The organism is Pantoea sp. S61, from assembly GCF_016625145.1.
GTDB lineage: Bacteria > Pseudomonadota > Gammaproteobacteria > Enterobacterales > Enterobacteriaceae > Pantoea > Pantoea rwandensis_B.
The window spans coordinates 73,081-97,400 of sequence record NZ_JACVUO010000016.1; the positions used below are offsets into that span (position 1 = coordinate 73,081).

22 protein-coding genes are annotated in these 24,320 nt (G+C 54.4%); 10 read left to right on the forward strand and 12 right to left on the reverse strand.

Annotated elements, in window-relative coordinates:
* Nucleotides 1-27 precede the first annotated feature (27 nt).
* Nucleotides 28-633, reverse strand: coding sequence for a DsrE family protein (locus IAE30_RS23390; RefSeq protein ID WP_200681098.1), 606 nt, complete (start codon nucleotides 631-633; stop codon nucleotides 28-30).
* Nucleotides 634-1,272: 639 nt separating this feature from the next.
* On the opposite strand from IAE30_RS23390, the gene IAE30_RS23395 reads away from it, so the two are divergent.
* The gene (locus tag IAE30_RS23395) at nucleotides 1,273-2,736 is read left to right on the forward strand and encodes a M48 family metallopeptidase (RefSeq protein ID WP_038645466.1); all 1,464 of its coding nucleotides are present in this window, start codon (nucleotides 1,273-1,275) and stop codon (nucleotides 2,734-2,736) included.
* Nucleotides 2,737-2,741: 5 nt separating this feature from the next.
* Nucleotides 2,742-3,089 carry an arsenate reductase (glutaredoxin) gene (gene arsC, locus IAE30_RS23400; protein ID WP_200681099.1) on the forward strand — a complete coding sequence of 116 codons (348 nt, stop codon included), beginning with the start codon at nucleotides 2,742-2,744 and terminating at the stop codon, nucleotides 3,087-3,089.
* Here arsC and hda read toward each other — a convergent pair.
* From hda to upp, 3 genes are all read right to left on the reverse strand, one after another.
* Nucleotides 3,086-3,787, reverse strand: a complete 702-nt coding sequence (gene hda / locus IAE30_RS23405; protein WP_034825971.1) for a DnaA inactivator Hda — start codon at nucleotides 3,785-3,787, stop codon at nucleotides 3,086-3,088. The genes arsC and hda overlap by 4 nt on opposite strands.
* Before the next feature lie 93 nt (nucleotides 3,788-3,880).
* Nucleotides 3,881-5,164 (reverse strand): uracil permease, encoded by a 1,284-nt coding sequence (gene uraA / locus IAE30_RS23410; RefSeq protein WP_200681112.1) that lies wholly within the window; start codon nucleotides 5,162-5,164, stop codon nucleotides 3,881-3,883.
* Nucleotides 5,165-5,356: 192 nt separating this feature from the next.
* Nucleotides 5,357-5,983: a uracil phosphoribosyltransferase gene (upp, locus tag IAE30_RS23415; RefSeq protein WP_034825735.1), complete on the reverse strand. Its 627-nt coding sequence runs from the start codon at nucleotides 5,981-5,983 to the stop codon at nucleotides 5,357-5,359.
* Nucleotides 5,984-6,223: 240 nt separating this feature from the next.
* On the opposite strand from upp, the gene purM reads away from it, so the two are divergent.
* Nucleotides 6,224-7,264: a phosphoribosylformylglycinamidine cyclo-ligase gene (gene purM, locus IAE30_RS23420; protein WP_200538100.1), complete on the forward strand. Its 1,041-nt coding sequence runs from the start codon at nucleotides 6,224-6,226 to the stop codon at nucleotides 7,262-7,264.
* Entirely contained in the window at nucleotides 7,261-7,899 is a 639-nt protein-coding gene (purN, locus tag IAE30_RS23425; RefSeq protein ID WP_200538099.1) for a phosphoribosylglycinamide formyltransferase, read from the forward strand. Before purM ends, purN begins: the two co-directional genes overlap by 4 nt.
* A gap of 137 nt (nucleotides 7,900-8,036) precedes the next feature.
* On the opposite strand, the gene pstB is transcribed toward purN, so the two are convergent.
* From pstB to IAE30_RS23440, 3 genes are read right to left on the reverse strand one after another with little or no spacing between them, the layout of a single operon-like run.
* Complete coding sequence (gene pstB, locus IAE30_RS23430; protein ID WP_038645455.1) at nucleotides 8,037-8,804, reverse strand: phosphate ABC transporter ATP-binding protein PstB; 768 nt, start codon at nucleotides 8,802-8,804, stop codon at nucleotides 8,037-8,039.
* Nucleotides 8,805-8,816: 12 nt separating this feature from the next.
* Complete coding sequence (gene pstA, locus IAE30_RS23435) at nucleotides 8,817-10,415, reverse strand: phosphate ABC transporter permease PstA (RefSeq protein ID WP_200681100.1); 1,599 nt, start codon at nucleotides 10,413-10,415, stop codon at nucleotides 8,817-8,819.
* Nucleotides 10,412-12,505, reverse strand: a complete 2,094-nt coding sequence (locus IAE30_RS23440; protein WP_200681101.1) for an ABC transporter permease subunit — start codon at nucleotides 12,503-12,505, stop codon at nucleotides 10,412-10,414. Before IAE30_RS23440 ends, pstA begins: the two co-directional genes overlap by 4 nt.
* A gap of 182 nt (nucleotides 12,506-12,687) precedes the next feature.
* On the opposite strand from IAE30_RS23440, the gene ppk1 reads away from it, so the two are divergent.
* The 5 genes from ppk1 to mgtE all read left to right on the forward strand — a co-directional run bounded on the left by ppk1 (nucleotide 12,688) and on the right by mgtE (nucleotide 18,803).
* Entirely contained in the window at nucleotides 12,688-14,748 is a 2,061-nt protein-coding gene (gene ppk1, locus IAE30_RS23445) for a polyphosphate kinase 1 (protein ID WP_200681102.1), read from the forward strand.
* 5 nt (nucleotides 14,749-14,753) lie between these two features.
* Nucleotides 14,754-16,277 (forward strand): exopolyphosphatase, encoded by a 1,524-nt coding sequence (gene ppx, locus IAE30_RS23450; protein WP_045814904.1) that lies wholly within the window; start codon nucleotides 14,754-14,756, stop codon nucleotides 16,275-16,277.
* Nucleotides 16,278-16,304: 27 nt separating this feature from the next.
* Entirely contained in the window at nucleotides 16,305-16,904 is a 600-nt protein-coding gene (tehB, locus tag IAE30_RS23455; protein ID WP_200681103.1) for a tellurite resistance methyltransferase TehB, read from the forward strand.
* A gap of 150 nt (nucleotides 16,905-17,054) precedes the next feature.
* Nucleotides 17,055-17,243, forward strand: a complete 189-nt coding sequence (locus tag IAE30_RS23460; protein WP_034825717.1) for a YfgG family protein — start codon at nucleotides 17,055-17,057, stop codon at nucleotides 17,241-17,243.
* A 126-nt stretch (nucleotides 17,244-17,369) separates the two neighbouring features.
* Complete coding sequence (mgtE, locus tag IAE30_RS23465; RefSeq protein ID WP_038645445.1) at nucleotides 17,370-18,803, forward strand: magnesium transporter; 1,434 nt, start codon at nucleotides 17,370-17,372, stop codon at nucleotides 18,801-18,803.
* A 1-nt stretch (nucleotide 18,804) separates the two neighbouring features.
* On the opposite strand, the gene IAE30_RS23470 is transcribed toward mgtE, so the two are convergent.
* Nucleotides 18,805-19,299, reverse strand: a complete 495-nt coding sequence (locus IAE30_RS23470; protein ID WP_038645442.1) for an AlpA family transcriptional regulator — start codon at nucleotides 19,297-19,299, stop codon at nucleotides 18,805-18,807.
* 10 nt (nucleotides 19,300-19,309) lie between these two features.
* A complete protein-coding gene (locus IAE30_RS30140; protein WP_071845604.1) occupies nucleotides 19,310-19,558 on the reverse strand; it encodes a hypothetical protein in 249 nt (82 codons plus the stop codon).
* Between the two features lie 215 nt (nucleotides 19,559-19,773).
* On the opposite strand from IAE30_RS30140, the gene IAE30_RS23475 reads away from it, so the two are divergent.
* The gene (locus tag IAE30_RS23475) at nucleotides 19,774-19,953 is read left to right on the forward strand and encodes a hypothetical protein (RefSeq protein ID WP_034825711.1); all 180 of its coding nucleotides are present in this window, start codon (nucleotides 19,774-19,776) and stop codon (nucleotides 19,951-19,953) included.
* A 252-nt stretch (nucleotides 19,954-20,205) separates the two neighbouring features.
* On the opposite strand, the gene IAE30_RS23480 is transcribed toward IAE30_RS23475, so the two are convergent.
* From IAE30_RS23480 to guaB, 3 genes are all read right to left on the reverse strand, one after another.
* A complete protein-coding gene (locus IAE30_RS23480; protein ID WP_200681104.1) occupies nucleotides 20,206-20,982 on the reverse strand; it encodes a DUF3750 domain-containing protein in 777 nt (258 codons plus the stop codon).
* 142 nt (nucleotides 20,983-21,124) lie between these two features.
* On the reverse strand, nucleotides 21,125-22,705 hold the full coding sequence (gene guaA / locus IAE30_RS23485; protein WP_038645431.1) for a glutamine-hydrolyzing GMP synthase: 1,581 nt from the start codon (nucleotides 22,703-22,705) through the stop codon (nucleotides 21,125-21,127).
* Between the two features lie 72 nt (nucleotides 22,706-22,777).
* On the reverse strand, nucleotides 22,778-24,244 hold the full coding sequence (gene guaB, locus IAE30_RS23490; RefSeq protein WP_034825688.1) for an IMP dehydrogenase: 1,467 nt from the start codon (nucleotides 24,242-24,244) through the stop codon (nucleotides 22,778-22,780).
* Nucleotides 24,245-24,320 lie beyond the last annotated feature (76 nt).

The following is a 24,320-nucleotide window of genomic DNA, read 5'->3' on the forward strand; positions in this document are numbered from 1 at the left end:
CTCCTCGATAGAAGACCCTAAGCCCAATTACATTTGCAGGAAGGCATAACCCTGATTTTCCAGCGTCGACACCGTGGTCGGACTGGACAACGCATGAATAACCGATTGATCAATCCAGTCTTTCGGGAAGTGATGGAACGCCACTGACTGATCGCACACCGACACTTTGACGCCTAATTTGTTGAGCTCGCCGATCAGCGCCAGATTGGGGTTTTCAGCTTTATAGAATTGCTGGAAATGCGCGTTATCCAGCATGGCAGGCGTGGCATCACCGGTCACAGAGACCACAAAGTGCAACTGATCGGCCGGCACGCCTGAAGCGATGTAGAGGTTGACGACGCGGGCGACGCGCTCCAGCCCAAGATTAGGCCGCTTCATGTCCCCTTCGCTTTTGGTGATTTGAAACACCACTTTGTTGCTCAGCCCGACGACCGGTTTAAAGGCGGCATCAGATTCGTAATGGATTTTGCCGTAACCATCGATAGCAGGCGTGCTCCAGAACCCGTCCGGATCGGTTGGCTCGGCAGAAAAATGGCTCACCACTCGCTGATAAATATCATCACTTTTGCTGACGGTGGCACCAACAAACCCACCCACGATCGCAATCAGGGCGTAAGAGACAACAGAACGCATAAAAACTCTCCGGCATGCACTGCGCTAATTCACAGTCCGTTTGAATAAAGTGCCTTATCTATATCACAGCGTGAGCAGGGCAAAAGTCCTGCAGTTTTGGCCTGTCCGGGGTTTTCATTGCAGAAATAATAATTAGTCAGGCTAATTGAATAATGCTTTCGATTGAGACGAAGAGATGCCTAAAAAAATAACTGGCTTGAATCGACTGCCAGCTGTTTAGGTTTTATCAAGCCAGTGGCGCTGAAAATATGACCATACTTAACTAAAATTTCGGCGACTCTATAAAAAATCACCATTAAAATCACTGATGGATAAAACAGGCCAGTTCACTGTTTTGACGTTTGTTTTTCAGAGTAAACCTGGAAAAGTTCATGCCAGATTCAATTATTTTGAGCAACTTTACGTAACTTTAACTTCTGAACCTGTAAAAGCGCTAACCTGGTCGTGGCGGACTATTCAATTTTTTGCTGCAATCAGCGCCCGCTGTAGCCATTTTTTCACTTTAAGTCTGTGTCGCTTCTTCATTTGCTTGTTACCACGCGCTGGTTAAGATAGAAGCGCTGCGTCAAAGGAAAGAACGCGCAGAACATTTGAACGACTTACCTGTCCAATTGCAGGTGACTTTTACAGGATCAAGGCATGTTTAACCGGTTGAAAAAATCAGTGCTGGCGGCCCTTATTCCTACGCTGCTGCTGACGCCCGCGCTCTCCGTGCGCGCGGACGTGAGTGATAATCTGCCCGATATGGGAACCACAGCGGGTTCGACGCTATCCATTAATCAGGAATTACAAATTGGCGACTTCTACGTGCGCCAACTGCGCGCCAGTGCGCCGCTGATTAACGATCCGCTATTAAATCAATACATCAATGAGTTAGGGCAGCGCCTGGTGGCGCATGCCAATTCGGTGCGCACGCCGTTTCACTTCTTTCTCATTCAGAATGACGAACTTAACGCTTTCGCCTTTTTCGGCGGCAACGTCGTGCTGCATTCATCATTGTTCCGCTACACCGATAACGAAAGCCAACTGGCGTCGGTGATGGCGCACGAAATTTCCCACGTCACCCAACGTCATCTGGCACGTGCGATGGAAGAGCAGAAGCGTAATGCGCCGCTCACCTGGGTGGGTGCATTGGGGTCGATTCTGCTCGCCATAGCCAGCCCACAAGCCGGGATGGCAGCATTGACCGGTACGTTGGCGGGCACGCAGCAGGGCATGATCAGCTTCACTCAAGCCAACGAGCAGGAAGCTGACCGCATCGGCATTCAGGTGCTGCAACGCGCCGGTTTCGATCCGCAGGCGATGCCGAGTTTCCTGCAAAAGCTCGCCGATCAAAGCCGCTTCTCTTCTAAACCCCCGGAAATTTTGCTCACTCACCCCTTACCGGATAGCCGTTTAGCCGATGCGCGTAACCGTGCCAACCAGATGCGCCCGGTGGTGGTTCAGTCATCTGAAGGCTTCTATATGGCGAAGGTGCGCTCGTTGGGTATGTATGCCACAGGCCGTAATCAGCTGACCGATGATCTGTTGAATGAATACGCTAAAGGCAATTCGCGCGAGCAGATGGCATCGCAATATGGCAAAGCAGTGCAGTTCCTGCAGGCGAAAAGCTTCGACAGTGCAAAAAAAATCATCACCCCGATGCTGGCGAAACAGCCGGATAACGTCTGGTTGCTGGATATCATGACGGATATCGACATCGGTCTGAACCAGCCTCAGCAGGCGATCAACATGCTAACCAGTGCCAAAGGTAGCAGCACCAATCCGGTGCTACAGCTCAACCTCGCTAACGCTTATGTCGAGGCGAAACAGCCCGCTAACGCCACGCGCATCCTCAATCGTTATACCTTTGCCCACCCTGATGACGTCAATGCCTGGGATTTGCTGGCACAAGCCTCGGCAGCACAGGGATTACGGGATGAGGAGTTGTCGGCACGAGCGGAAGGATTAGCACTCAATGGCCAGCTCGATCAGGCGATCACCACCCTGAGCAGTGCCAGCGCCCAGGTGCCACTCGGCAGCCTGAAACAGGCACGTTACGATGCACGCATCGATCAGTTCCGCGAACTGCAGAAGCGGTTCCGTCAGTATCAGAAAGGATAAAAATAATGGTGAGCATTTATCACAACCCGCGTTGCAGCAAGAGCCGCGAAACCCTGGCGCTGCTGCAGGATAAAGGCATTGAACCTGATGTGGTGCTGTATCTTGAGACACCGCCTGACATGCAGACGCTGAAAAAACTGCTGCGGCAGCTAGGCATGAGCAGTGCGCGCGACCTGATGCGCCGTAAAGAAGACCTTTATAAAGAGCTGAATTTGGCCGACGTGCAGTTGAGTGAAGAGCAGTTGCTCCAGGCGATGGTGGACAATCCCAAACTGATTGAACGTCCCATCGTGATCAACTGTGACCAGGCGCGTATTGGTCGTCCACCTGAAGCGGTGCTGGAGATTATTTAAAGCCCCAGCGCTTCTTTCACAAAGGGAATGGTGAGCTTGCGTTGCGCGCTGATAGAGGCGCGATCCAATCGATCAAGCGTATCAAACAGCGTGCGCATTTCGCGGTCGAGGCGTTTCAGCAGGAAGCGCCCGACATCTTCCGGTAACTCAAAACCACGCAACCCCGCACGCAACTGCATCGCCTGGAGTTTGTCTTCATCAGACAGCGGTTGTAAGCGATAAATCTGGCCCCAGTCGAGACGTGATGCAAGATCGGGAAGTGCAAGATTCAGCTGACGCGGAGGACGATCGCCAGTGATCAACAAACGCGTTTTGCCGATTTCAAGAATGCGATTGTAGAGATCGAAAATCGCCATCTCCCACTCCGCATCACCGGCAATGCATTCGATATTATCGATACACACCAGCGCCAGATTCTCCATGCCATCCAACACTTCCGGCACGAACCAGGTGCGCTTATCCAGCGGAACATAGCCTACCGCTTCGCCACGCGCCGACATCTCTGCGCAGGCCGCGTGTAACAGGTGGCTGCGGCCGCCGCCTTCGCGTGACCAGAAATAGAGATAGCTGCCGTGCTGCTGAGAAAGTGCGCCTTGCAGCGCCGCCAGCAAAGACGGATTTTCCCCCGGCCAGAAACTGGCAAAGGTTTCATCATCGGGTAAATAGAGTGGCAGTGAAAGCTGTGCCGGCGTGTTCAGAAGTACCTCAACGGATGAGCAGGCAGAAAACGGCGCAAGTTTATCACGATCCTTGCAAGAGATGAACCAGGCTTCCCTGCCCGGCAGAGCGCATTAGCTTTCGCGCTTTTCTTCGGCATCCAGTACCACTTCCTCGGGCCGTAATAGATTGATTACGCGGAAAATCAGTGCCAACGTGACGCCAACGATGGTGGCCAGCGCCATGCCTTTAAGTTCTGCAGCGCCGATATGCACTTTCGCGCCGCTGACGCCGATGATCAGGATCACCGAGGTCAGGATCAGATTCTGTGCTTTGTTGTAATCCACTTTAGATTCAATTAATACGCGAATACCGGAAGCCCCGATCACCCCGTACAACAACAGAGAAACACCCCCCATTACCGGTACCGGGATCGCCTGAATCGCGGCCGCCAGTTTACCGACGCAAGAGAGTAGAATCGCGAAGATCGCCGCCCCGCCAATCACCCAGGTGCTGTATACGCGGGTAATCGCCATCACGCCGATGTTCTCACCGTAAGTTGTGTTTGGCGTGGAACCGAAGAAACCGGAGATCATGGTGGACAAGCCGTTAGCAAACATCGAGCGATTCAGGCCGGGATCGCGAATCAGATCTTTTTTCACGATATTGGCGGTAACGACTAAGTGGCCAACGTGCTCAGCAATCACAACCAAAGCGGCAGGCAGAATCGTCAACATCGCGGCCCATTCGAAGCGCGGCGTGTAGAAGGTTGGCAGTGCAAACCACGGCGCATCGGCGACCGATTGCCAGTTCACAATGCCCATAAAGGATGAGAGCGCGTAGCCTGCCAGCACACCAATCAGAATCGGGATGATGGCGAGGAAGCCGCGGAACAGCACGGAACCAAACACCGTGACCGCCAGCGTCACCATGGAAATGATGATGGTTTTACTGTCAGGTGACGTGCCATCGGCTGGCAGCAGACCGGCCATATTGGCCGCCACGCCCGCCAGTTCCAAACCGATCACCGCAACAATCGCGCCCATTGCGGCGGGGGGGAACATCACGTCAAGCCAGCCGGTGCCGGCTTTTTTGACAATCAACGCCACCACGCAGAACAGGAAACCACAGAGAATAAAGCCGCCGAGCGCCACTTCATAACCCAGTGGCAACAGCAGCAGCACCGGTGAAATAAACGCAAAGCTCGAACCCAAATACGCCGGGATTTTGCCTTTACAGATAAACAGATACAGCAACGTACCGACGCCGTTGAACAGCAGCACGGTGGCCGGGTTGATATGGAACAGAATTGGCACCAGCACTGTGGCACCAAACATGGCGAACAGGTGTTGCAGGCTGAGTGGAATGGTTTGCAGCAGCGGTGGACGTTCGTCGACACCAATAGCCCTACGAGTCATCATTTATCCCCTTCCCCGTCATATTTCGAGCTGTAGCCGCGTTGGCAGCTCTCGCGCACCCGAATCACTTACTGATGTAAGCTCATCGGGATTTGCTCGTTTGCCGCCTTGCTACAGCTCGAACTATTTTGGGGATGATTGTTGTGTTTTTGCCAAAAAAAAGCCGACTCTCTGGCCGGCTGTATGCTTTATTTATTTCGTTCCGAAGATCTTATCGCCGGCGTCGCCGAGACCCGGAATGATATAGCCCTTCTCGTTCAATCCCTGATCGATTGACGCGGTATAAAGCTCAACGTCTGGATGCGCTTTTTCCAACGCCGCAATCCCTTCTGGCGCCGCCACCAGCACCAGCACTTTAATGCTGTTGCAGCCCGCTTTTTTCAGCAGGTCGATGGTTGCGATCATCGAACCACCGGTCGCCAGCATCGGGTCAACCACCAGCGCCAGACGCTCTTCGATGTTTGACACCAGCTTCTGGAAATAAGGAACCGGCTCCAGCGTCTCTTCGTCACGATAAACACCAACGACACTGATGCGCGCGCTTGGCACGTGTTCCAGAACGCCTTCCATCATGCCGAGGCCGGCACGCAGGATCGGCACCACGGTGATTTTTTTGCCTTTGATTTGATCGACATCAACCGGGCCGTTCCAGCCTTCGATGGTGACGCGCTCGGTGGCCAGATCGGCGGTGGCTTCATAAGTCAGCAGGCTGCCGACTTCTGAGGCCAGCTCGCGGAAGCGTTTGGTGCTGATATCATGCTCACGCATCAGGCCCAGTTTATGTTTGACCAGCGGGTGTTTGACTTCCACGATCTTCATGATTGTTCTCCCGGAATTGAGTTGAGCTAAAAAAAAATCGCCGGATTATACCGCCTTTTTGCCGCTGCGCCACTTGTCATTGGTCAATGGCTTAGCGCGATCCGCGTGATCATAAGGATTGGCGAAAAATCAGCGCTGTGCAAAGCGGCATGAGATGGGACTCGCAAACGTTTGCCTGCACTGGTAGAATTAGCGCGCTTAATTTTTGCCACCAACCGCAATTCGCGTGGGGATTCCGCAGTGACCGACAAAACCTCTCTCAGCTACAAAGACGCCGGTGTTGATATCGATGCTGGTAACGATCTGGTTGACCGTATTAAAGGCGTAGTAAAGAAAACTCGTCGCCCGGAAGTCATGGGTGGACTGGGTGGCTTTGGCGCGCTCTGTGCGCTGCCGCAGAAATACCGCGAGCCTGTGCTGGTCTCCGGAACCGATGGCGTCGGCACCAAGCTGCGTCTGGCGATGGATCTCAAACGTCATGACAGCATCGGTATCGATCTGGTTGCGATGTGTGTGAACGACCTGATTGTGCAAGGCGCTGAGCCGCTGTTCTTCCTCGACTACTACGCGACCGGCAAACTGGATGTGGATACCGCTTCTGCGGTGATCACCGGCATCGCCGAAGGTTGCCTGCAGTCAGGTTGTGCGCTGGTCGGCGGTGAAACCGCTGAGATGCCAGGCATGTACCACGGTGAAGACTATGACGTGGCCGGTTTCTGCGTCGGCGTGGTGGAAAAATCAGAAATCATTGACGGTTCGAAAGTGCAGGATGGCGACGTGCTGATCGCACTGGGCTCAAGCGGCCCGCATTCGAACGGTTATTCGCTGGTGCGTAAGATTCTGGAAGTCAGCCAGACTGATCCAGAAACCAAACAGCTGGAGGGCAAACCACTGGCCGATCACCTGCTGGCACCGACTCGCATCTACGTGAAAAACATCCTCAGCCTGATCGAACAGGTGGATGTGCACGCAATTTCTCACCTGACCGGTGGCGGCTTCTGGGAGAACATCCCACGCGTGTTGCCAGACAATACTCAGGCGGTGATTGACGAGAAGAGCTGGCAGTGGCCGTCCGTGTTCAGCTGGTTACAGCAGGCAGGCAACGTCAGCCGTCATGAAATGTATCGTACCTTTAACTGCGGCGTGGGCATGATCATCGCGCTGAGCCCGGCAGATGCCGATAAAGCGGTACAGCTGATGACCGACGCTGGCGAACAGGCGTGGAAAATCGGCGTGATTAAAGCCTCTGACTCAGAAGAGCGAGTGGTTATTAATCCATGAAAAAACTGGTTGTACTGATCTCCGGTAACGGAAGCAATCTTCAGTCCATCCTCGACGCCTGCGCAAGCGGGCGTATCAACGGCAGCGTCGCTGCCGTTTTCAGTAATAAAGCCTCGGCATTAGGTTTGTCGCGTGCGCAGGAAGCCAGCGTACCGGGTCATAGCCTCGCCGCCAGTGACTTTGCCGACCGCGATGCGTTTGACCGCCAACTGATGCAGGAAATCGATGCCTATGCACCCGACCTGGTGGTGCTGGCCGGTTACATGCGCATTCTCAGTCAGGCGTTTGTCGCGCATTATCACGACCGGTTGGTGAACATCCATCCGTCGCTGCTGCCGAAATATCCCGGACTGCATACCCATCGTCAGGCGCTAGAGAATGGTGATGAAGAACACGGTACGTCGGTGCACTTTGTTACTGACGAACTGGATGGCGGACCGGTGATTTTGCAGGCGCGCGTTCCGGTATTTGCTGAAGATGATGAAGAAGAGATCACCTCACGCGTGCAGCATCAGGAGCATGCGATTTATCCGCTGGTGATCAGCTGGTTCGTCGATGGACGCTTGCAGATGCGTGATGGAAAAGCCTGGCTGGATGGGCAACCGCTGCCACCGCAGGGTTACGCACACGACTGATTTTCACCTTTTTCAGCCGCTTGCAGACACGTTGCCCCGCTTAATTCACCCCAGTCACTGGCTGATGTCAGCGCCTGGGGCTGCTAAAACCTGCTGCCTTTCTACGCCCTGAAAACGTAGAGCAAGTGGCTTATCCCTTAACCAAATCTACCCGTAATGTAATCTTCGGTTTTACGCGCTTTTGGCGAGGTGAAGATACGATCGGTTTCATCAAACTCCACCAGTTGCCCGTTATGCATGAACGCCGTGTAATCTGACACACGTGCCGCCTGCTGCATGTTGTGCGTCACCAGCACCAGCGTGAAATGCTGCTTTAACGTGGTCATTAACTCTTCGATCACTAGCGTGGATATCGGATCGAGTGCCGATGTTGGCTCATCCAGCAGCAATACTTCCGGCTCAATGGCAATGGCGCGCGCAATCACCAGACGCTGCTGCTGACCGCTGGAGAGCGTCAACGCATTCTGCGCCAGCTGATCCTTCACTTCACTCCACAGTGCCGCCGCACGCAGCGCACGTTCACAAGCTTCATTCAGCACGCGACGATCGCGCACCCCTTGCAGCCGCAAACCGTACACCACGTTCTCATAGATCGATTTTGGGAACGGATTCGGCCGCTGAAACACCATGCCAATGCGACGGCGCAGCGCGGGCAGATCCTGATTGGCCTGCATCACTGCATGCTGATCCAACAGAATTTCGCCCTCTATGCGGCAACGATCAATCACATCATTCATGCGATTAAAGCAGCGCAGCAGCGTCGACTTGCCACAACCGGACGGGCCAATCAGCGCTGTGATGCGGTTTTTGGGGATGTGCAGATCGATATTGTTCAGCGCCTGGCGTTCGCCGTACCACAGCGACAGCTGGTTAACGGTTAACGCGATGTCGTAATCGGGCGTCATCTAAAAACCTTTCTAGTGCGTCATGAGGCGGTAACGCTCGCGCAGCCGATGCCGCAGCGCCATCGCCAGCAGATTGAGCGACAGGATAATCACCACCAGCAGCAAGGCGGTGGCGTAAACCAGCGGTCGGTCAGCGTCGATATTCGGGCTCTGGAAGGCCAAATCGTAAATCTGAAAACCGAGGTGCATAAATTTGCGGTCGAGGTGCAGATACGGGAACACCGCATCCACCGGTAGCTCCGGGGCCATTTTCACCACACCCACCAGCATCAGCGGGGCGGTTTCCCCTGCCGCACGCGCCACGGCCAGAATCAGGCCGGTGAGCATCGCCGGTACCGCCAGCGGTAACACCACGCGCCACAGCGTTTCCGCTTGTGTGGCACCCAGCGCCAGCGAGCCCTGGCGCAGATTATCCGGGATGCGTGACAGCCCCTCTTCGGTGGCGACAATCACCACGGGTAATGTCAGTAGCGCCAGCGTCAGTGCCGCCCACAGCAGGCCCGGTGTGCCATACGTCGGATTCGGTAGTGCGCGTGAGAAAAACAGCTGGTCGATAGTGCCGCCGATCAACCAGACAAAGAAGCCCAGACCAAACACGCCATACACAATGGATGGCACGCCGGCGAGATTCACCACCGCAATGCGCACCAGACGGGTTAAGGCATTACGTCCGGCATATTCGTGCAGCCACACTGCCGCCACCACGCCCAGCGGCATAACAATGATCGACATCAGTAACACCATCAGCACCGTGCCAAAAATCGCCGGGAACGCCCCGCTCTCGCCGCCGCCTGATGTGGGTGAATCGCTGACAAACTGCCAGATCTGACTGAAGAAGTGCTGCAACTTCTGCCCAAACGACATCGCATTTGGATACCAGGCATCCACCACCTGCGCCAACGGAATAACGTGATCCTGCCCCTGCACATCGCGCAGCACCAAGGTGTCGCGTTCGCTCTCATGTTGCAGATGGGTCAGCTGTTGCGCTAGTGCGCTAAAGCGCCGCTGCAGCGCCACGCTGTTGGCATCGAATTCCGATTGATCCTGCAGGGTGAACGTGCCGCGCTGACGTTGCTCATCAGCTTGCTGCTGCAGGCTTTCCAGCTGTGCATTAAGGCGTGCCATTTGCACACGACGAATATGGCTGGCCTGACGTAACTGCTCATGCACCTGCACCAACCGCTGGTGCAACAGCGCATCACGATCGCGTGCGGTCAGCACTTCGTTGTCTTCCCGCAACTCAATCAGCCAGCCGTAAGCATTGCCGCCGCTGCGGCGCTGTAACACCATCGCATCTGCTGGACGGCGCGTTTTCGCCGCGCCCTGGCTATACAGCACACGGAAATCCGGTGCGGCAAAATCGCGATTGCCGGTTTTCACCACATAGCGCCACTGCTCGCCCTGCGGCTGTTTGTGCAGCGTTTCGCCCAGCACCATCACCGCCGAGCCTTCCGGCGGCTGGAACAGGTATTGATCCACCGGTTGTGGCCAGAAGGCGCGCATGCCCTGCCATGCCAGCAGGCCAATCAGCAAGGTAAACGCCAGTAAACACACGGCCACCGCACCGGCTGTTAGCCAGCGCCAGCGATCGTTTTGACGCATCGCTTTCATCCCTGTCCCTCATGCTGGCTGTAGCGCTGGCGCAGACGCTGACGAATCAACTCCGCGACGGTGTTGATCACTAAAGTGAATATCAGTAACAACAGCGCACTCAGGAAAAGAATTCGGTAATGCGCACTGCCCGCTGCCGCTTCAGGCATCTCAATGGCGATGTTGGCCGAAAGCGCACGTAGCCCTGCAAACAAGCCGCCTTCACTGACCGGCGTGTTACCGGTGGCCATCAGCACAATCATGGTTTCACCTACTGCGCGGCCAAAACCAATCATCAGGGCAGCAAAAATCCCCGCCGATGCGCCTGGCAGCACCACACGCGTCAGGGTTTGCCACGGCGTGGCGCCCAGCGCCAGTGAACCTTGTCCCAGTGCGCCTGGCACGCTGAATAGGGCATCTTCAGACAACGTGAAAATCAGTGGAACCAGCGCAAAGCCCATCGCTAGCGCTGCGACCAATAAGTTACGTTGCTCATAATGCGCCAGCCGCTCGCCGATATCCGGCCACAGCTGCGTGGGCAACCACAGCGTTAACAGGGTCACGGCCAGCAATACCGGCAGCAGTAGAATTACTTCAAAACCGGGCCGACGCCAACGCAAGGGCAAGTGCGGACTGAGCACGCCGCACAGCAATAAAGTGACCGCCAGCACCAGCGGCAACAGCAGCACGCCGACCAGCGCAGTACTCACATGGGGTGCCAACCAAACCCCGGCTATCAATCCAATCACCACGCTCGGCAACGCACCCATCATCTCAATGCCCGGCTTCACCCAGCGGCGTAACCCCGGCGACATAAACCATGCGGTGTACATTGCCGCCGCCAGAGCCAGCGGCGTGGCAAACAGCAGCGCCAGCGAGGCGGCTTTGAGTGTGCCCAGCACCATCGGTATCAGACTGAATTTGGCCTGATAGCTGTCGCCAGCCGCAGTGGATTGCCATACCCAATCCGGCTGCGGATAGTTTTCGTACCAGATTTTTTGCCACAGATTGCGCCAGGTGAAATCGGGCCACGGATTATCCAGCGCAAACTGTTGCCACTGCCCTTCCCGCTCCACAATCAGCGCATCACCGCGGGGTGAAAATGCCAGCGCCTGAATACCGGGAGCTAACTGCCGCGTCAAGATTGGCCCTTGCTGCTTGCTGGCGAACAGTTTGATTTCCCCCGCCGCATTAAAGGTGGCAAACACACGTCGTTGCGCCTCAGGTACGATCTTCACCGCATCCTGGCTGTGCTCAAAGGTATGTATTTCCTGCAGCCGTGGCCCTTTATCGCTCGCAATAGCAAACCATTGTTTCACCCCCTGTGCATCCTGAATCAGCAGCGTGCGGCCGCCGGTGAGGATATGCAGGCTTTGCGGACGCTGGTTGAGGGTCTGCGTTTCACGCAGTTGTGCGCCTTCTGGTGTGATTTGCCACACATGCAGCAAGCGCCCTTCACTGGCGTACAGCAATGTGCCATCGGGGGATAACAGCAGATGCTCGGTTTGCTGCTGTGGAAGCAAAATCTGATTGACGGTTTGCTGGTTCTCCAGCGTCATTACACTGATGCCCGCAGGCGTTTGGGCGGCAATCCGCCACTGGTGATCGCTCAGCGAGGTCAGCGCCATGGTGGTCACTGCGCCCTGCGCCAGACGCAGCGGACGATCGCCAAACGGAAAGAACCACTGACCATGATTTTCGTGGATCAGCGGTTGCATCAGCAGCAGCGCGCCCTGCATATTGAGTAATACGCTACTGCTATTGCTGCTGTTGACCGCCGCATCAGGATGCTGTTGCAGCGCCAGTGCCTCAACGGCGGGCTGTCCATCGAGCGGAATAAAGCGCGCCTCATTGCGGCTGATGCGCCAGCCAAGCTGCCCATCGCTGCCCATCGCCAGCACCGGCGCTTTATCCCAAAGTTGAATATTAGTGATGGATTGCATACCCGGCGCGCTGAAAAGGGGTAACACCACCCAAATCAGCCAGAAGAAAAGCAGCAGCATCAGCAGTAAAATGCCCACGCCGCAGCTTGTCACCACGCGACGAACCAACTGATCGACAGCGCGGCGACGGCGGTCGCTGAAATGGACAGGGATACGATTTATGCTCATGCAGGCCAGGTTACAGGTGAAAACACGTCGCTATGTTGCCCGTAGCTGATTGATAAGACAACCTTTGGAGTTGGACAAGCTTGCCATACTCTCGCCATAATGGTGACGGACACTGAGCGGAGGCGCATTTTTGCGATTTTCCCGCCGGACAATCCGTCCAGCAACAGCCTCACGGAGTCAGAATGGGTCAGGAAAAGCTGTATATAGAAAAAGAAATAAGCTGGTTAAGCTTCAACGAACGTGTGTTACAGGAAGCAGCGGACAAGACTAACCCGCTGATTGAGCGCATGCGCTTCCTGGGAATCTATTCCAACAATCTCGAAGAGTTCTACAAAGTGCGCTTCGCCGATCTGAAACGTCGCATTCTGATTGGTGAGGAACAGGGCACGCCGACGACCCTTCGTCATATCTTGAAAAAAATTCAGCTGCGGGTGCAGAAATCGGATCAGGAATTCGATGCGCTGTACAACGACCTGCTGCTGGAAATGGCCCGTAATCAGATCTTCCTGATTAACGAACGCCAGCTGTCGCCGAATCAGCAAGAGTGGCTGCGCTATTACTTCAAACATCAATTACGCCAGCACGTCACGCCGATTCTGATTAACCACGACACCGATCTGATTGAATTCCTCAAAGACGACTACACCTATCTGGCAGTTGAGATTATTCGCGGCGACGATATTCGTTATGCGCTGCTGGAAATCCCGTCCGACAAAGTTCCCCGTTTCGTCAACTTACCGGCTGAATCGCCACGCCGCCGCAAACCGATGATTCTGCTGGATAACATCCTGCGCTATTGCCTGGACGAAATTTTCAAAGGCTTCTTCGATTACGATGCGCTGAATGCTTATTCAATGAAGATGACGCGCGATGCTGAGTACGATCTGGTTACTGAGATGGAATCGAGCCTGCTGGAATTGATGTCCTCCAGCCTGAAGCAGCGTCTCAACGCAGAACCGGTGCGCTTTGTGTATCAGCGTGATATGCCGGATGCGATGGTGGAAATGCTGCGCCATAAGCTGTCGATTTCGAACTACGATTCGATTGTGCCGGGCGGTCGTTACCACAACTTTAAAGACTTTATCGGCTTCCCGAACGTCGGCAAAGCCAACCTGGAAAACCGTCCTCTGCCACAAATTCGCCACATCGGCTTTGATGGCTTCCGCAACGGTTTCGATGCCATCCGTAATCGTGATGTGCTGCTCTACTATCCGTATCACACCTTTGAGCACGTGCTGGAGCTGCTGCGCCAGGCGTCATTCGACCCAAGCGTGCTGGCGATTAAGATCAACATTTATCGCGTTGCCAAAAACTCACGCATCATGGATGCGATGATCCACGCCGCCTACAACGGTAAAAAAGTCACGGTGGTGGTTGAGCTGCAGGCGCGCTTTGATGAAGAAGCCAACATTCGCTGGGCGAAACGCCTGACCGAAGCGGGCGTGCATGTGATCTTCTCTGCACCAGGCCTGAAAATTCACGCCAAGCTGTTCCTGATTTCACGTCGTGAAGGCGATGAAATCGTGCGTTATGCGCATATCGGTACCGGCAATTTCAACGAAAAAACCGCACGCATTTATACTGACTATTCATTGCTGACTGCCGATGCGCGTATCACCAATGAAGTGCGTCGCGTGTTTAACTTTATTGAAAACCCGTATCGCCCGGTGACGTTCGAGCACTTACTGGTGTCGCCGCAAAACTCACGCGACATGCTGTATAAGTTGATGGATGCCGAGATCGCCAATGCTCAGCAGAAAAAACCGGCCGGCATTACGCTGAAAATCAATAACCTCGTCGATAACGGCCTGGTGGATCGCCTTTATGCCGCGTCATCTGCGGGCGTGAAGATCAATTTGCTGGTGCGCGGCATGTGTTCTCTGATCCCTGATTTACCGGGCATCAGTGAAAATATTCGCATTACCAGCATCGTTGACCGTTATCTTGAGCACGACCGCGTCTATATTTTTGAGAGCGGCGGCGAGAAAAAGGTTTATCTCTCTTCCGCAGACTGGATGACGCGTAATATCGATCACCGCATTGAGGTGGCCGTGGCAATTCTCGATCCCCGCGTGAAGCAGCGCATTCTGGATATCATTGCCATTCTGTTGAGTGATACCGTAAAAGCGCGCATCGTGGACAAAGAACTGAGTAACCGTTATGTTCCGCGCGGCAATCGCAAGAAGGTGCGCTCGCAGCTGGCGATTTACGATTACATCAAGAAACTGGAACAACCCGAATAACGCCTATGCCAATTTCCCATAAAAGTACGCCGAAACCGCAGGAATTTGCTGCCATCGATCTGGGCTCAAACAGCTTTCACATGGTCATTGCCCGTGTGGTCGATGGCGCCCTGCAAGTGTTGGGGCGATTGAAACAGCGCGTGCATCTGGCCGATGGGTTAGATGCACAAAATCGCCTGAGCGATGAGGCGATGGAGCGTGGCCTGAGCTGCCTGGCGCTGTTTGCGGAGCGCTTACAGGGGTTCAGCCCGGCAAACGTCACCATTGTCGGTACCCACACGCTGCGTATCGCCACCAATGCTGAAGAGTTCCTGCAGCGTGCGGCGGAGGTGATCCCTTATCCGATTGAAGTCATCTCTGGCAACGAAGAAGCACGTTTGATTTTCATGGGCGTGGAGCATACGCAGCCGGAGAAAGGCCGCAAGCTGGTGATCGATATCGGCGGCGGTTCAACCGAGCTGGTGATCGGTGAGGATTTTGAACCGCAGCTGGTGGAAAGCCGCCGCATGGGTTGTGTCAGCTTCGCCAATCTCTATTTCCCGAAAGGGGAAATTTCGCCTGAACATTTCCGTCGCGCGCGTTTGTCCGCAGCGCAGAAGCTGGAAACCATGGCCTGGCAATATCGTCTGCACGGCTGGCAGTATGCGCTCGGCGCTTCAGGCTCGATCAAAGCGGCCTGCGAAGTGCTGCTGGCAATGGGTGAAAAAGAGAAGCTGATCACGCCGGAAACGCTGGAGATGCTGGTCTCTGAGGTGCTGAAGCACAAGTCGTTTAATGCGTTGAGCCTGCCGGGCTTGTCAGAAGAGCGGAAAGCGGTGTTTGTGCCGGGCTTAGCGATTCTGTGTGGCGTATTTGATGCGCTGGCAATTCGTGAACTGCGCCTGTCTGATGGCGCACTGCGTGAAGGTGTGCTGTATGAGATGGAAGGCCGTTTCCGTCATCAGGATATTCGCAGCCGCACCGCACAAAGTCTGGCAAACCATTACGCCATCGATAGCGATCAGGCGCGTCGTGTGCTGGAAACCACCGAGCAGCTGTATCTGCAGTGGCTGGATCAAAATCCTAAGCTGGCAAATCCACAGCTTTCCGCGCTGCTGAAGTGGGCTGCACTGCTGCATGAAGTCGGATTGACCATCAATCACAGCGGCATGCAGCGCCATTCAGCTTACATCCTGCAGAACTCCAACATGCCTGGTTTTAACCAGGATCAACAGATGTTGTTGGCCATGCTGGTACGCTATCACCGTAAAGCGGTGAAGCAGGATGAAATGCCCCGTTTCACCTTGTTCAAAAAGAAACAGTTCCTGCCGATGGTGTTCCTGTTGCGTCTGGGCACGCTGCTGAATAATCAGCGCCAGGCAACAACCAAGCCGGACTCGCTCAAGCTCAAGGCCGATGACAGCACCTGGACGCTGACTTTCCCGCGTGGCTATCTGAGCCAGAATACGCTGGTGCAGCTGGATCTGGAGCGCGAACAAGCTTACTGGAATGATGTTACCGGCTGGAAACTGACGCTGGAAGAGGAGTAATGCGGGCTGCTGGCCCGCTGTATCACTATGACAATACGCCCCGATAACTATTTCGCGGAAAAATATGGTCTGACGCCGACCCACTCCGAAGTGCTGGCTGCACTGCCAAAACTGGAAGTGGGCAAAGCGTTAGATCTCGGTTGCGGCCAGGGCCGTAACAGCCTGTTCCTGAATCAGCACGGCTTTGATGTGACGGCCTGGGACAGCAATCCCGTGAGCCTTGAGCGTCTGAATAGCATTATTCAGGAAGAGAATCTGGAGAACATTCGCACTGAGCTGTGCGATCTCAACCAGGTGCGTTTCAATGGCGGCTATCAGTTCGTGCTCTCCACGGTAGTGATGATGTTCCTGCAACCGGAATCCATCCCACAGCTGATCGCCGATATGCAAGCCAGTACGGTGAAATATGGCTACAACCTGATTGTGGCGGCGATGAGCACGGATGATTATCCCAACTCGCAGAACTTCCCGTTCACGTTCAAATCCGGTGAGCTGAGCCATTACTATCGCAACTGGCACATCGTGAAATACAACGAAGATATCGGTGAACTGCATCGTCGGGATGAAAACGGCGATCGCATCAAATACCGTTTCGCCACGCTACTGGCGCAAAAAGCCAGCTATTGATGACGAGGCCGCGAGATGCGGCCTAATCTGATTTTGATCAACGCAACTTTAACCGTTACTGCTCATTTTTCGCACAGCGATTGACCTGACGATCTAACTGTGACTAAATGTTGCCATCGCCCAGCCGGGCATTTACAGGAACCACCCCGCGTGAACAGCGCCATCCCTGCACGAAGACGTCCCAAAACCGGTACCATGACTCGCATTATTTTGCTGATCAGTTTCTTTATTTTGGTTGGCCGTCTGATTTTCATCATCCCCGGTGCGATTGAGCACCATCAGCAAAAAAAAGCCGCACCTGAGCCGGTCACCACACTGAGCACCAGCGATTCGCGCTAAGGAACTTGCGGGTCATCGTTGCTTACCGCTGCACATTGCCCGTTTGTGACAATGCCGCTAAATACGCCCTGATTACCCGCAACGCGCTACACTTTGACCTGACTTTACAGACACAAGGGACGCGTTATGTCTGCTCCGTATGCACAACAATTAACTGAAATCCGCCAGCGCATCTTGCATCTGCTCCTTAGCGAGGACGATCTCGTTGATGTGCTGCTGGATAAATCTATCGATCTCAATGCCGCCGAGCTGCGGGAGATCACCGACTGGCGCCATCAGCTGGAAGAAGAGCTGCAGCAGCTGCATGCTGCTGACTTAGCGGATATCCTCGAAGCGCTCCCTGAACAAGAACGTCTGGCATTATGGCGCCTTGTGCCCTCCGAGCAGCGCGGCCGCGTGCTGGTCGAAGCTTCAGAAACCGTCTGGGCCAGCCTGACGGAAGGTATGACTGATCGCGAGATTCTGCACGCTATTGAGCCGCTGGACATCGACGATCAGGTATATCTGGCACGCTATCTGCCGCGTGACTTAACCGGACGTTTGCTCACCACGCTAGAGCCAAACCTGCGTGCACGCCTGCTGGAAGTGATCGAGCTTGATCGCGACCGCGTGGGCCAGGTGATGGATTTCAACATTCTGACCGTCCGCTCTGACGTTACCCTCGCTACCGTGCAGCGTTTCCTGCGTAAGCGCAAAAGCATGCCGGATGGCACCGATAAAATCTTTATTACCGACGAACAGAACCAACTGCTGGGTGAGTTATCGCTTACCGACATTTTGCTCAACAAGCCTAAAACGCTGGTTTCTGATGTGATGAATGCGCGCCCGACCACCTTTCAGCTTGATGACAAAGCCGAAGAAGCGGCCAGTGCCTTTGAACGTTATAACCTGATCTCCGCCGCCGTTATTGATGCTAAAGGCAAGCTGATTGGGCGTATTACCGTAGAAGACGTGATCGATCTGGTCAATGAAGAGAACGAAAGCAACATCCGTAAGATGGGGGGTATCAGTCAGGGCGAAGATGTGTTCGCGCCCGTGCGCAAAGCGGTTGGCAAGCGCTGGGCGTGGCTCGCCATCAATCTGTGTACTGCATTTATCGCTTCCCGTGTGATTGGCCTGTTTGAAGAGACGATATCCCAACTGGTGGCGTTGGCGGCACTGATGCCCATCGTGGCCGGAATTGGTGGTAACACCGGCAACCAGACCATCACCATGATTGTGCGCGCCCTGGCGCTGCATCAGGTGGAACCCGGTAACTTCTCCTTCCTGGTGGTGCGCGAACTCGGCGTTGCCCTGATCAACGGGCTGTTCTGGGGCGGAATCATGGGCAGCATCACCTGGTTGATGTATGACAACCTGCAACTCGGTGGCGTGATGATGCTGGCAATGGTGCTTAACCTGCTGCTGGCGGCACTAATGGGCGTGCTGATTCCGTTGATCATGACCAAGATGAAACGCGACCCGGCGGTAGGCTCCAGCGTGCTGATCACCGCCATCACCGACACCGGCGGTTTCTTTATTTTCCTTGGATTGGCAACGGTGTTTTTGCTGCACCATTAAATCAAAGACAGTGCGCGTAACGTTGCAGCGCTTGCTGCAAATTGAGTTGTAACGTTGCGCGTGCCAGTTCGCTGATGCCTGGTGTTACGCGGGATGAGCCGCGTTGATTTAACCACTCGACCACATCGACAAGGTGCCACAGCGCGGTTTTACCATCATGAATTGGACGTGGAAACTGCGGGCTGTGAGTGAGCATTAACTTACGCATATTCTGGCGCGACACGCCAATCAACTCAGCAATATCCGTGAGGCCCACCAGATCGGGGGCCGCTTCAATCAGTTCAGCATCGGGTAAAGCCTGAGTGACTTCAGCTAAGGCATCGCGAATCGCTTGCTGCGCACTCTCCGCTTCCCGGCAGTACATCAGACTAAATTTGCCTGCTACGCCGTTGCCCACCAGCGCATCAGTGCAATCGGCAGCGCCGAGTCGTTCCAGGGCTTCGTCATCAGAAACGGCCTCACTCAACTGAAAACGCAACGTGAATTCAAATTCCATTTTTTCATCCTTATCGTTTCACTCTTGAGCAGTTATCCACCACTCGCTTTAACATCCTGGCGTGATTTTCAGGGCTCTTAGGCGTGCTCCAGATACAGGTAATACAGAAATCACCGCATCGACACTCTGCCGAATTCTCCGGACAATACATTTTGCCCCACGCATGATGCCCACCTTGCACAATTTTCCATCCCTGAACTTCCGCATAACGTAAAACACTCTCAATCTCTTTGTGCGGGTGTCGCTTCCGTTCTGACATTGCATGCCACATTATACTTTGATTTTATAGTTGTCAACTGACAACCATCACGAATATTCAGAGGCTATGTCAGCAGTATTTAAGGCGAGAAAAACAAGAAGTGTCTTGAGAATCCCTACTTATATTGTTGTTGGAAAACAGCGCACAAAATCGAGCGCGCCTGAGTTCAAGCGCATATACACTTAGCGCTATCACTGACCTGAGGGAGAAACAGTATGTTTAAAGTTGATGATTTTGTGCAGTCGAAGACCGGTGGCCCAAAGATGCAGGTCACACGGGTGGAAGGTGAGTTGCTATGGTGCGCGCGTATTGACGATCCCATCAAACGTGAGATCGAGGTCAGAGCAGATAGCGTGAATTTGTATCATGAAGAGGGCGATTTCGGCGTGTGCTGATGCTTCCGTTACGCGATAAATAGCGCCGCTACTGGTCAGTGCACCCTGCCATAGCGGTGTAATTTATTGTGTAATGCCTGGTTTTGATCGCCATGAATGTCGCCCTACATTGCTCGGTGCGGTAAATGACGCCCTTACATTGTTTAGTGCGGTTTTCGTAGAGTGCGCATTCATGCGTACCAGGTTAAATAGCACTCACTGGCTTAAGTGAGTGTCATTAGGCAATTTATTGCATGACGTGAACGCAGACAATCACGGATTGTCCTTTTGCAGATTATCTTGACCAATCCCGCCAATAAACGGCAAGCGCAGTTTTAATGGCGTGAAGTCCAGCCCCAGATTCAATCCCAGCATATTCACTTCCAGCCCTTCTTCCGCCCCCAGGGTGACGCCTAACACACCCAGCAAGGACACCTGTAACCCGCGCCCCGACGGTGGTAATCCAATTGGATGAAGCAGAGAGCGATAATCTTTGCCCAAAGCATTGGCAGGCAAATCCAGCTTCAACGCAGGCACTTCACGGCCAATATGCGCCATAAAGGTGTTACTGTTCGGTCCCGGCCAGGCATGATAGGTCGTTGGCCATGGGTAGGATTTTATCGCCGCTTCGATCTGCGGAATCATCGCTTCGGCTTCCCTACCACGATGCTCCACCAGTAAACGCGGTTTCGCACCGTACCAGTATCCATCCGGCAGGTTTGCGTTACGACGCACCTTATCCCCGCTGCCCCAGCTGATCACTTCGTAGCGGTTGTACTGCGTCTCCCCTGCACGCTTAAAAATGATCCACGGATGTACCGCGACAGCGCCCTTCCAGCCATAAGTGGGCGCGGCGTAGACCTGCACAATTGCCAGATTGGCATATTGGTGTGGGTCCGGCGCTAACCCGGCCGATTCCCGTCGCGCCGTCGCCCAACCACCGCGCTCGCTGGTCAACTCACCGGTGCGCGTGGCCTGCGCCAGGCTGGCTGCCAGCGAGAGCAACACAATACAGAGGAAAGAGAGTAGAAAGGCTTTCAATGGCAGCATCGACGGCATCCTGATGAGTAATCATTCACCCGCCATCATGCATTGGTTTAGGTGAGTTTGTATTCACTAACTATGCTTTGCTGTCTTGAAAAGAAAAAGCCCGCATTTAAGCGGGCTTGATCGGCAATTCATTGAGTGGAAATCATTCCCACTCAATCGTGGCCGGTGGCTTACCTGAGATATCGTAAACCACGCGAGAAATGCCGTTCACTTCGTTGATGATGCGGTTGGAGACACGGCCGAGGAAATCGTACGGCAGGTGCGCCCAGTGCGCGGTCATGAAGTCGATGGTTTCTACTGCACGCAGTGAAACAACCCAATCATATTTACGACCGTCGCCCATTACGCCAACAGAGCGCACTGGCAGGAACACGGTGAAGGCCTGGCTAACTTTGTTGTACAGGTCAGCTTTATGCAGTTCTTCGATGAAGATTGCATCCGCACGACGCAGCAGGTCGCAGTACTCTTTCTTCACTTCGCCGAGGACACGCACGCCCAAACCTGGACCTGGGAACGGATGGCGATACAGCATGGCGTATGGCAGACCCAGTTCCAGACCGATCTTACGCACTTCGTCTTTGAACAGCTCTTTCAGCGGCTCAACCAGGCCCATCTTCATCTCTTTCGGCAGACCGCCCACGTTGTGGTGCGATTTGATCACGTGCGCCTTACCGGTAGCAGAAGCAGCAGACTCGATCACGTCTGGATAGATGGTGCCCTGTGCCAGCCATTTCACGTCAGTCAACTTCAGCGCTTCTTCGTCGAACACTTCAACGAACACGCGGCCGATAATCTTACGCTTGGCTTCTGGATCGTTCTCGCCCGCCAGTGCGTCAAGGAAACGATTCTCAGCGGCAACGTGAACGATGTTCAGACCAAAGTGGTCGCCAAACATGTCCATGACCTGCTCAGCTTCATTCAGACGCAGCAGGCCGTTGTCCACGAACACACAGGTCAGACGATCGCCGATGGCACGGTGCAGCAGCATCGCGGTAACAGAGGAATCCACGCCACCTGACAGGCCCAGGATCACTTTATCCTGACCGACCTGCTCACGAATACGCTCTACCGCATCTTCGATGATCTTAGCTGGGGTCCACAGTGCTTCACAGCCGCAGATGTCGCGGATGAAGCGCTCCAGCATGCGCAGGCCCTGACGGGTATGCGTCACTTCTGGGTGGAACTGCACGCCGTAGAATTTCTTCTCTTCGTTAGCCATGATGGCGAACGGACAGGTTTCGGTGCTGGCAACCGTTTCAAAACCTGCTGGGATGGCGGTCACTTTGTCACCGTGGCTCATCCACACGTCCAGCAACGGTTTGCCGGCAGCGCTGATGGCATCTTCGATGTCACGCACCAGTGCGCTCTGGGTCAGCACTTCAACCTGCGCATATCCAAACTCACGCTCGTTGGAGCCTTCAACCTTGCCGCCCAACTGCATTGCCATGGTCTGCATGCCGTAGCACACGCCCAGCACCGGTACGCCAGCATTGAACACGTATTCTGGTGCACGTGGGCTGTTCAGCTCAGTGGTGCTTTCCGGGCCACCTGACAGGATGATGCCGTTTGGATTGAAGCTACGAATCTGCTCTTCGGTGACATCCCACGCCCAGAGTTCGCAGTAGACGCCCAGCTCACGCACGCGGCGCGCGACCAGCTGCGTATACTGAGAACCAAAATCGAGGATCAAAATGCGATGTTTATGAATATTTTCAGTCGTCATTGAGGCGTTTCCATTGGGATGGACTTAATAATAAAAGCGCCCGGCAGGTGCCGGGCGTTGAATCTTACGGGATTATGAACCCATGCGGTAGTTCGGTGACTCTTTGGTGATGGTCACATCATGCACGTGGCTTTCGTTGATACCTGCGCCACTGATGCGCACGAACTCAGCTTTAGTACGCAGATCGTTGATGGTTGGGCAACCGGTCAGGCCCATGCAAGAGCGCAGACCGCCCATTTGCTGGTGCACGATCTCTTTCAGACGGCCTTTGTACGCTACGCGACCTTCGATACCTTCTGGTACCAGTTTGTCGGCGGCGTTATCGGTCTGGAAGTAACGGTCAGATGAGCCTTTAGACATCGCGCCCAGTGAACCCATACCACGGTAAGATTTGAACGAACGGCCCTGATACAGCTCGATTTCGCCTGGAGATTCTTCAGTACCCGCCAGCATAGAACCGACCATCACAGCGGCTGCACCTGCGGCGATCGCTTTGGCGATGTCACCTGAGAAACGAATACCACCATCAGCCACAACCGGGATACCGGTACCTTCCAGCGCAGCAACCGCATCAGAAACGGCGGTGATCTGTGGTACACCTACGCCAGTCACGATACGCGTGGTGCAGATTGAGCCAGGGCCGATACCCACTTTCACCGCGCTCACGCCCGCTTCGGCCAGTGCCAATGCACCTGCACCGGTCGCCACGTTGCCACCGATGATGTCCAGGTCTGGATACTTCGCACGGGTTTCACGGATACGCTGCAGTACGCCTTCAGAGTGACCGTGAGAAGAGTCGATCAGCAGAACGTCAACGCCCGCAGCAACCAGTGCGTCAACACGCTCTTCGTTACCCGCGCCCGCTCCAACCGCAGCACCAACACGCAGACGGCCTTCCGCATCTTTACAGGCGTTAGGTTTACGTTCTGCTTTCTGGAAATCTTTAACGGTAATCATGCCCAGCAGGTGGAAGCTGTCATCAACAACCAGCGCTTTCTCAACACGTTTTTCGTGCATTTTCTGCAGTACGATGTCTCGCGCTTCACCCTCTTTAACAGTGACCAGACGCTCTTTCGGCGTCATCACTGCGGAAACTGGCAGGCTCAGGTCAGTCACAAAACGCACGTCACGGCCGGTGATGATACCGACCAGTTCGTTGTCTGTGTTCACAACCGGATAACCCGCAAAGCCGTTGCGCTCGGTCAGCTCTTGCACTGCCGCCAGCGTGGTGGTTGGCAGCACAGTTTGCGGATCGGTCACTACGCCACTTTCGTGTTTTTTCACTTTGCGAACTTCATCCGCCTGGCGCTCAATCGACATGTTTTTGTGGATAAAGCCCAGACCACCTTCCTGCGCCAGTGCAATTGCCAGACCGGCTTCGGTCACGGTGTCCATGGCAGCAGACAGCATAGGGATGTTCAGACGGATGTTTTTCGTCAGTTGGGTGCTGAGATCAGCGGTGTTCGGTAAGACAGTGGAGTGAGCTGGAACGAGCAGAACGTCGTCAAAAGTGAGGGCTTCTTTAGTGATTCTTAGCATTGCAATATCTCCACCTGGGGGCGATTAAAACAGATAAAATATTGCCGCGGCATTATACAGGCCGAAATCGATTGCC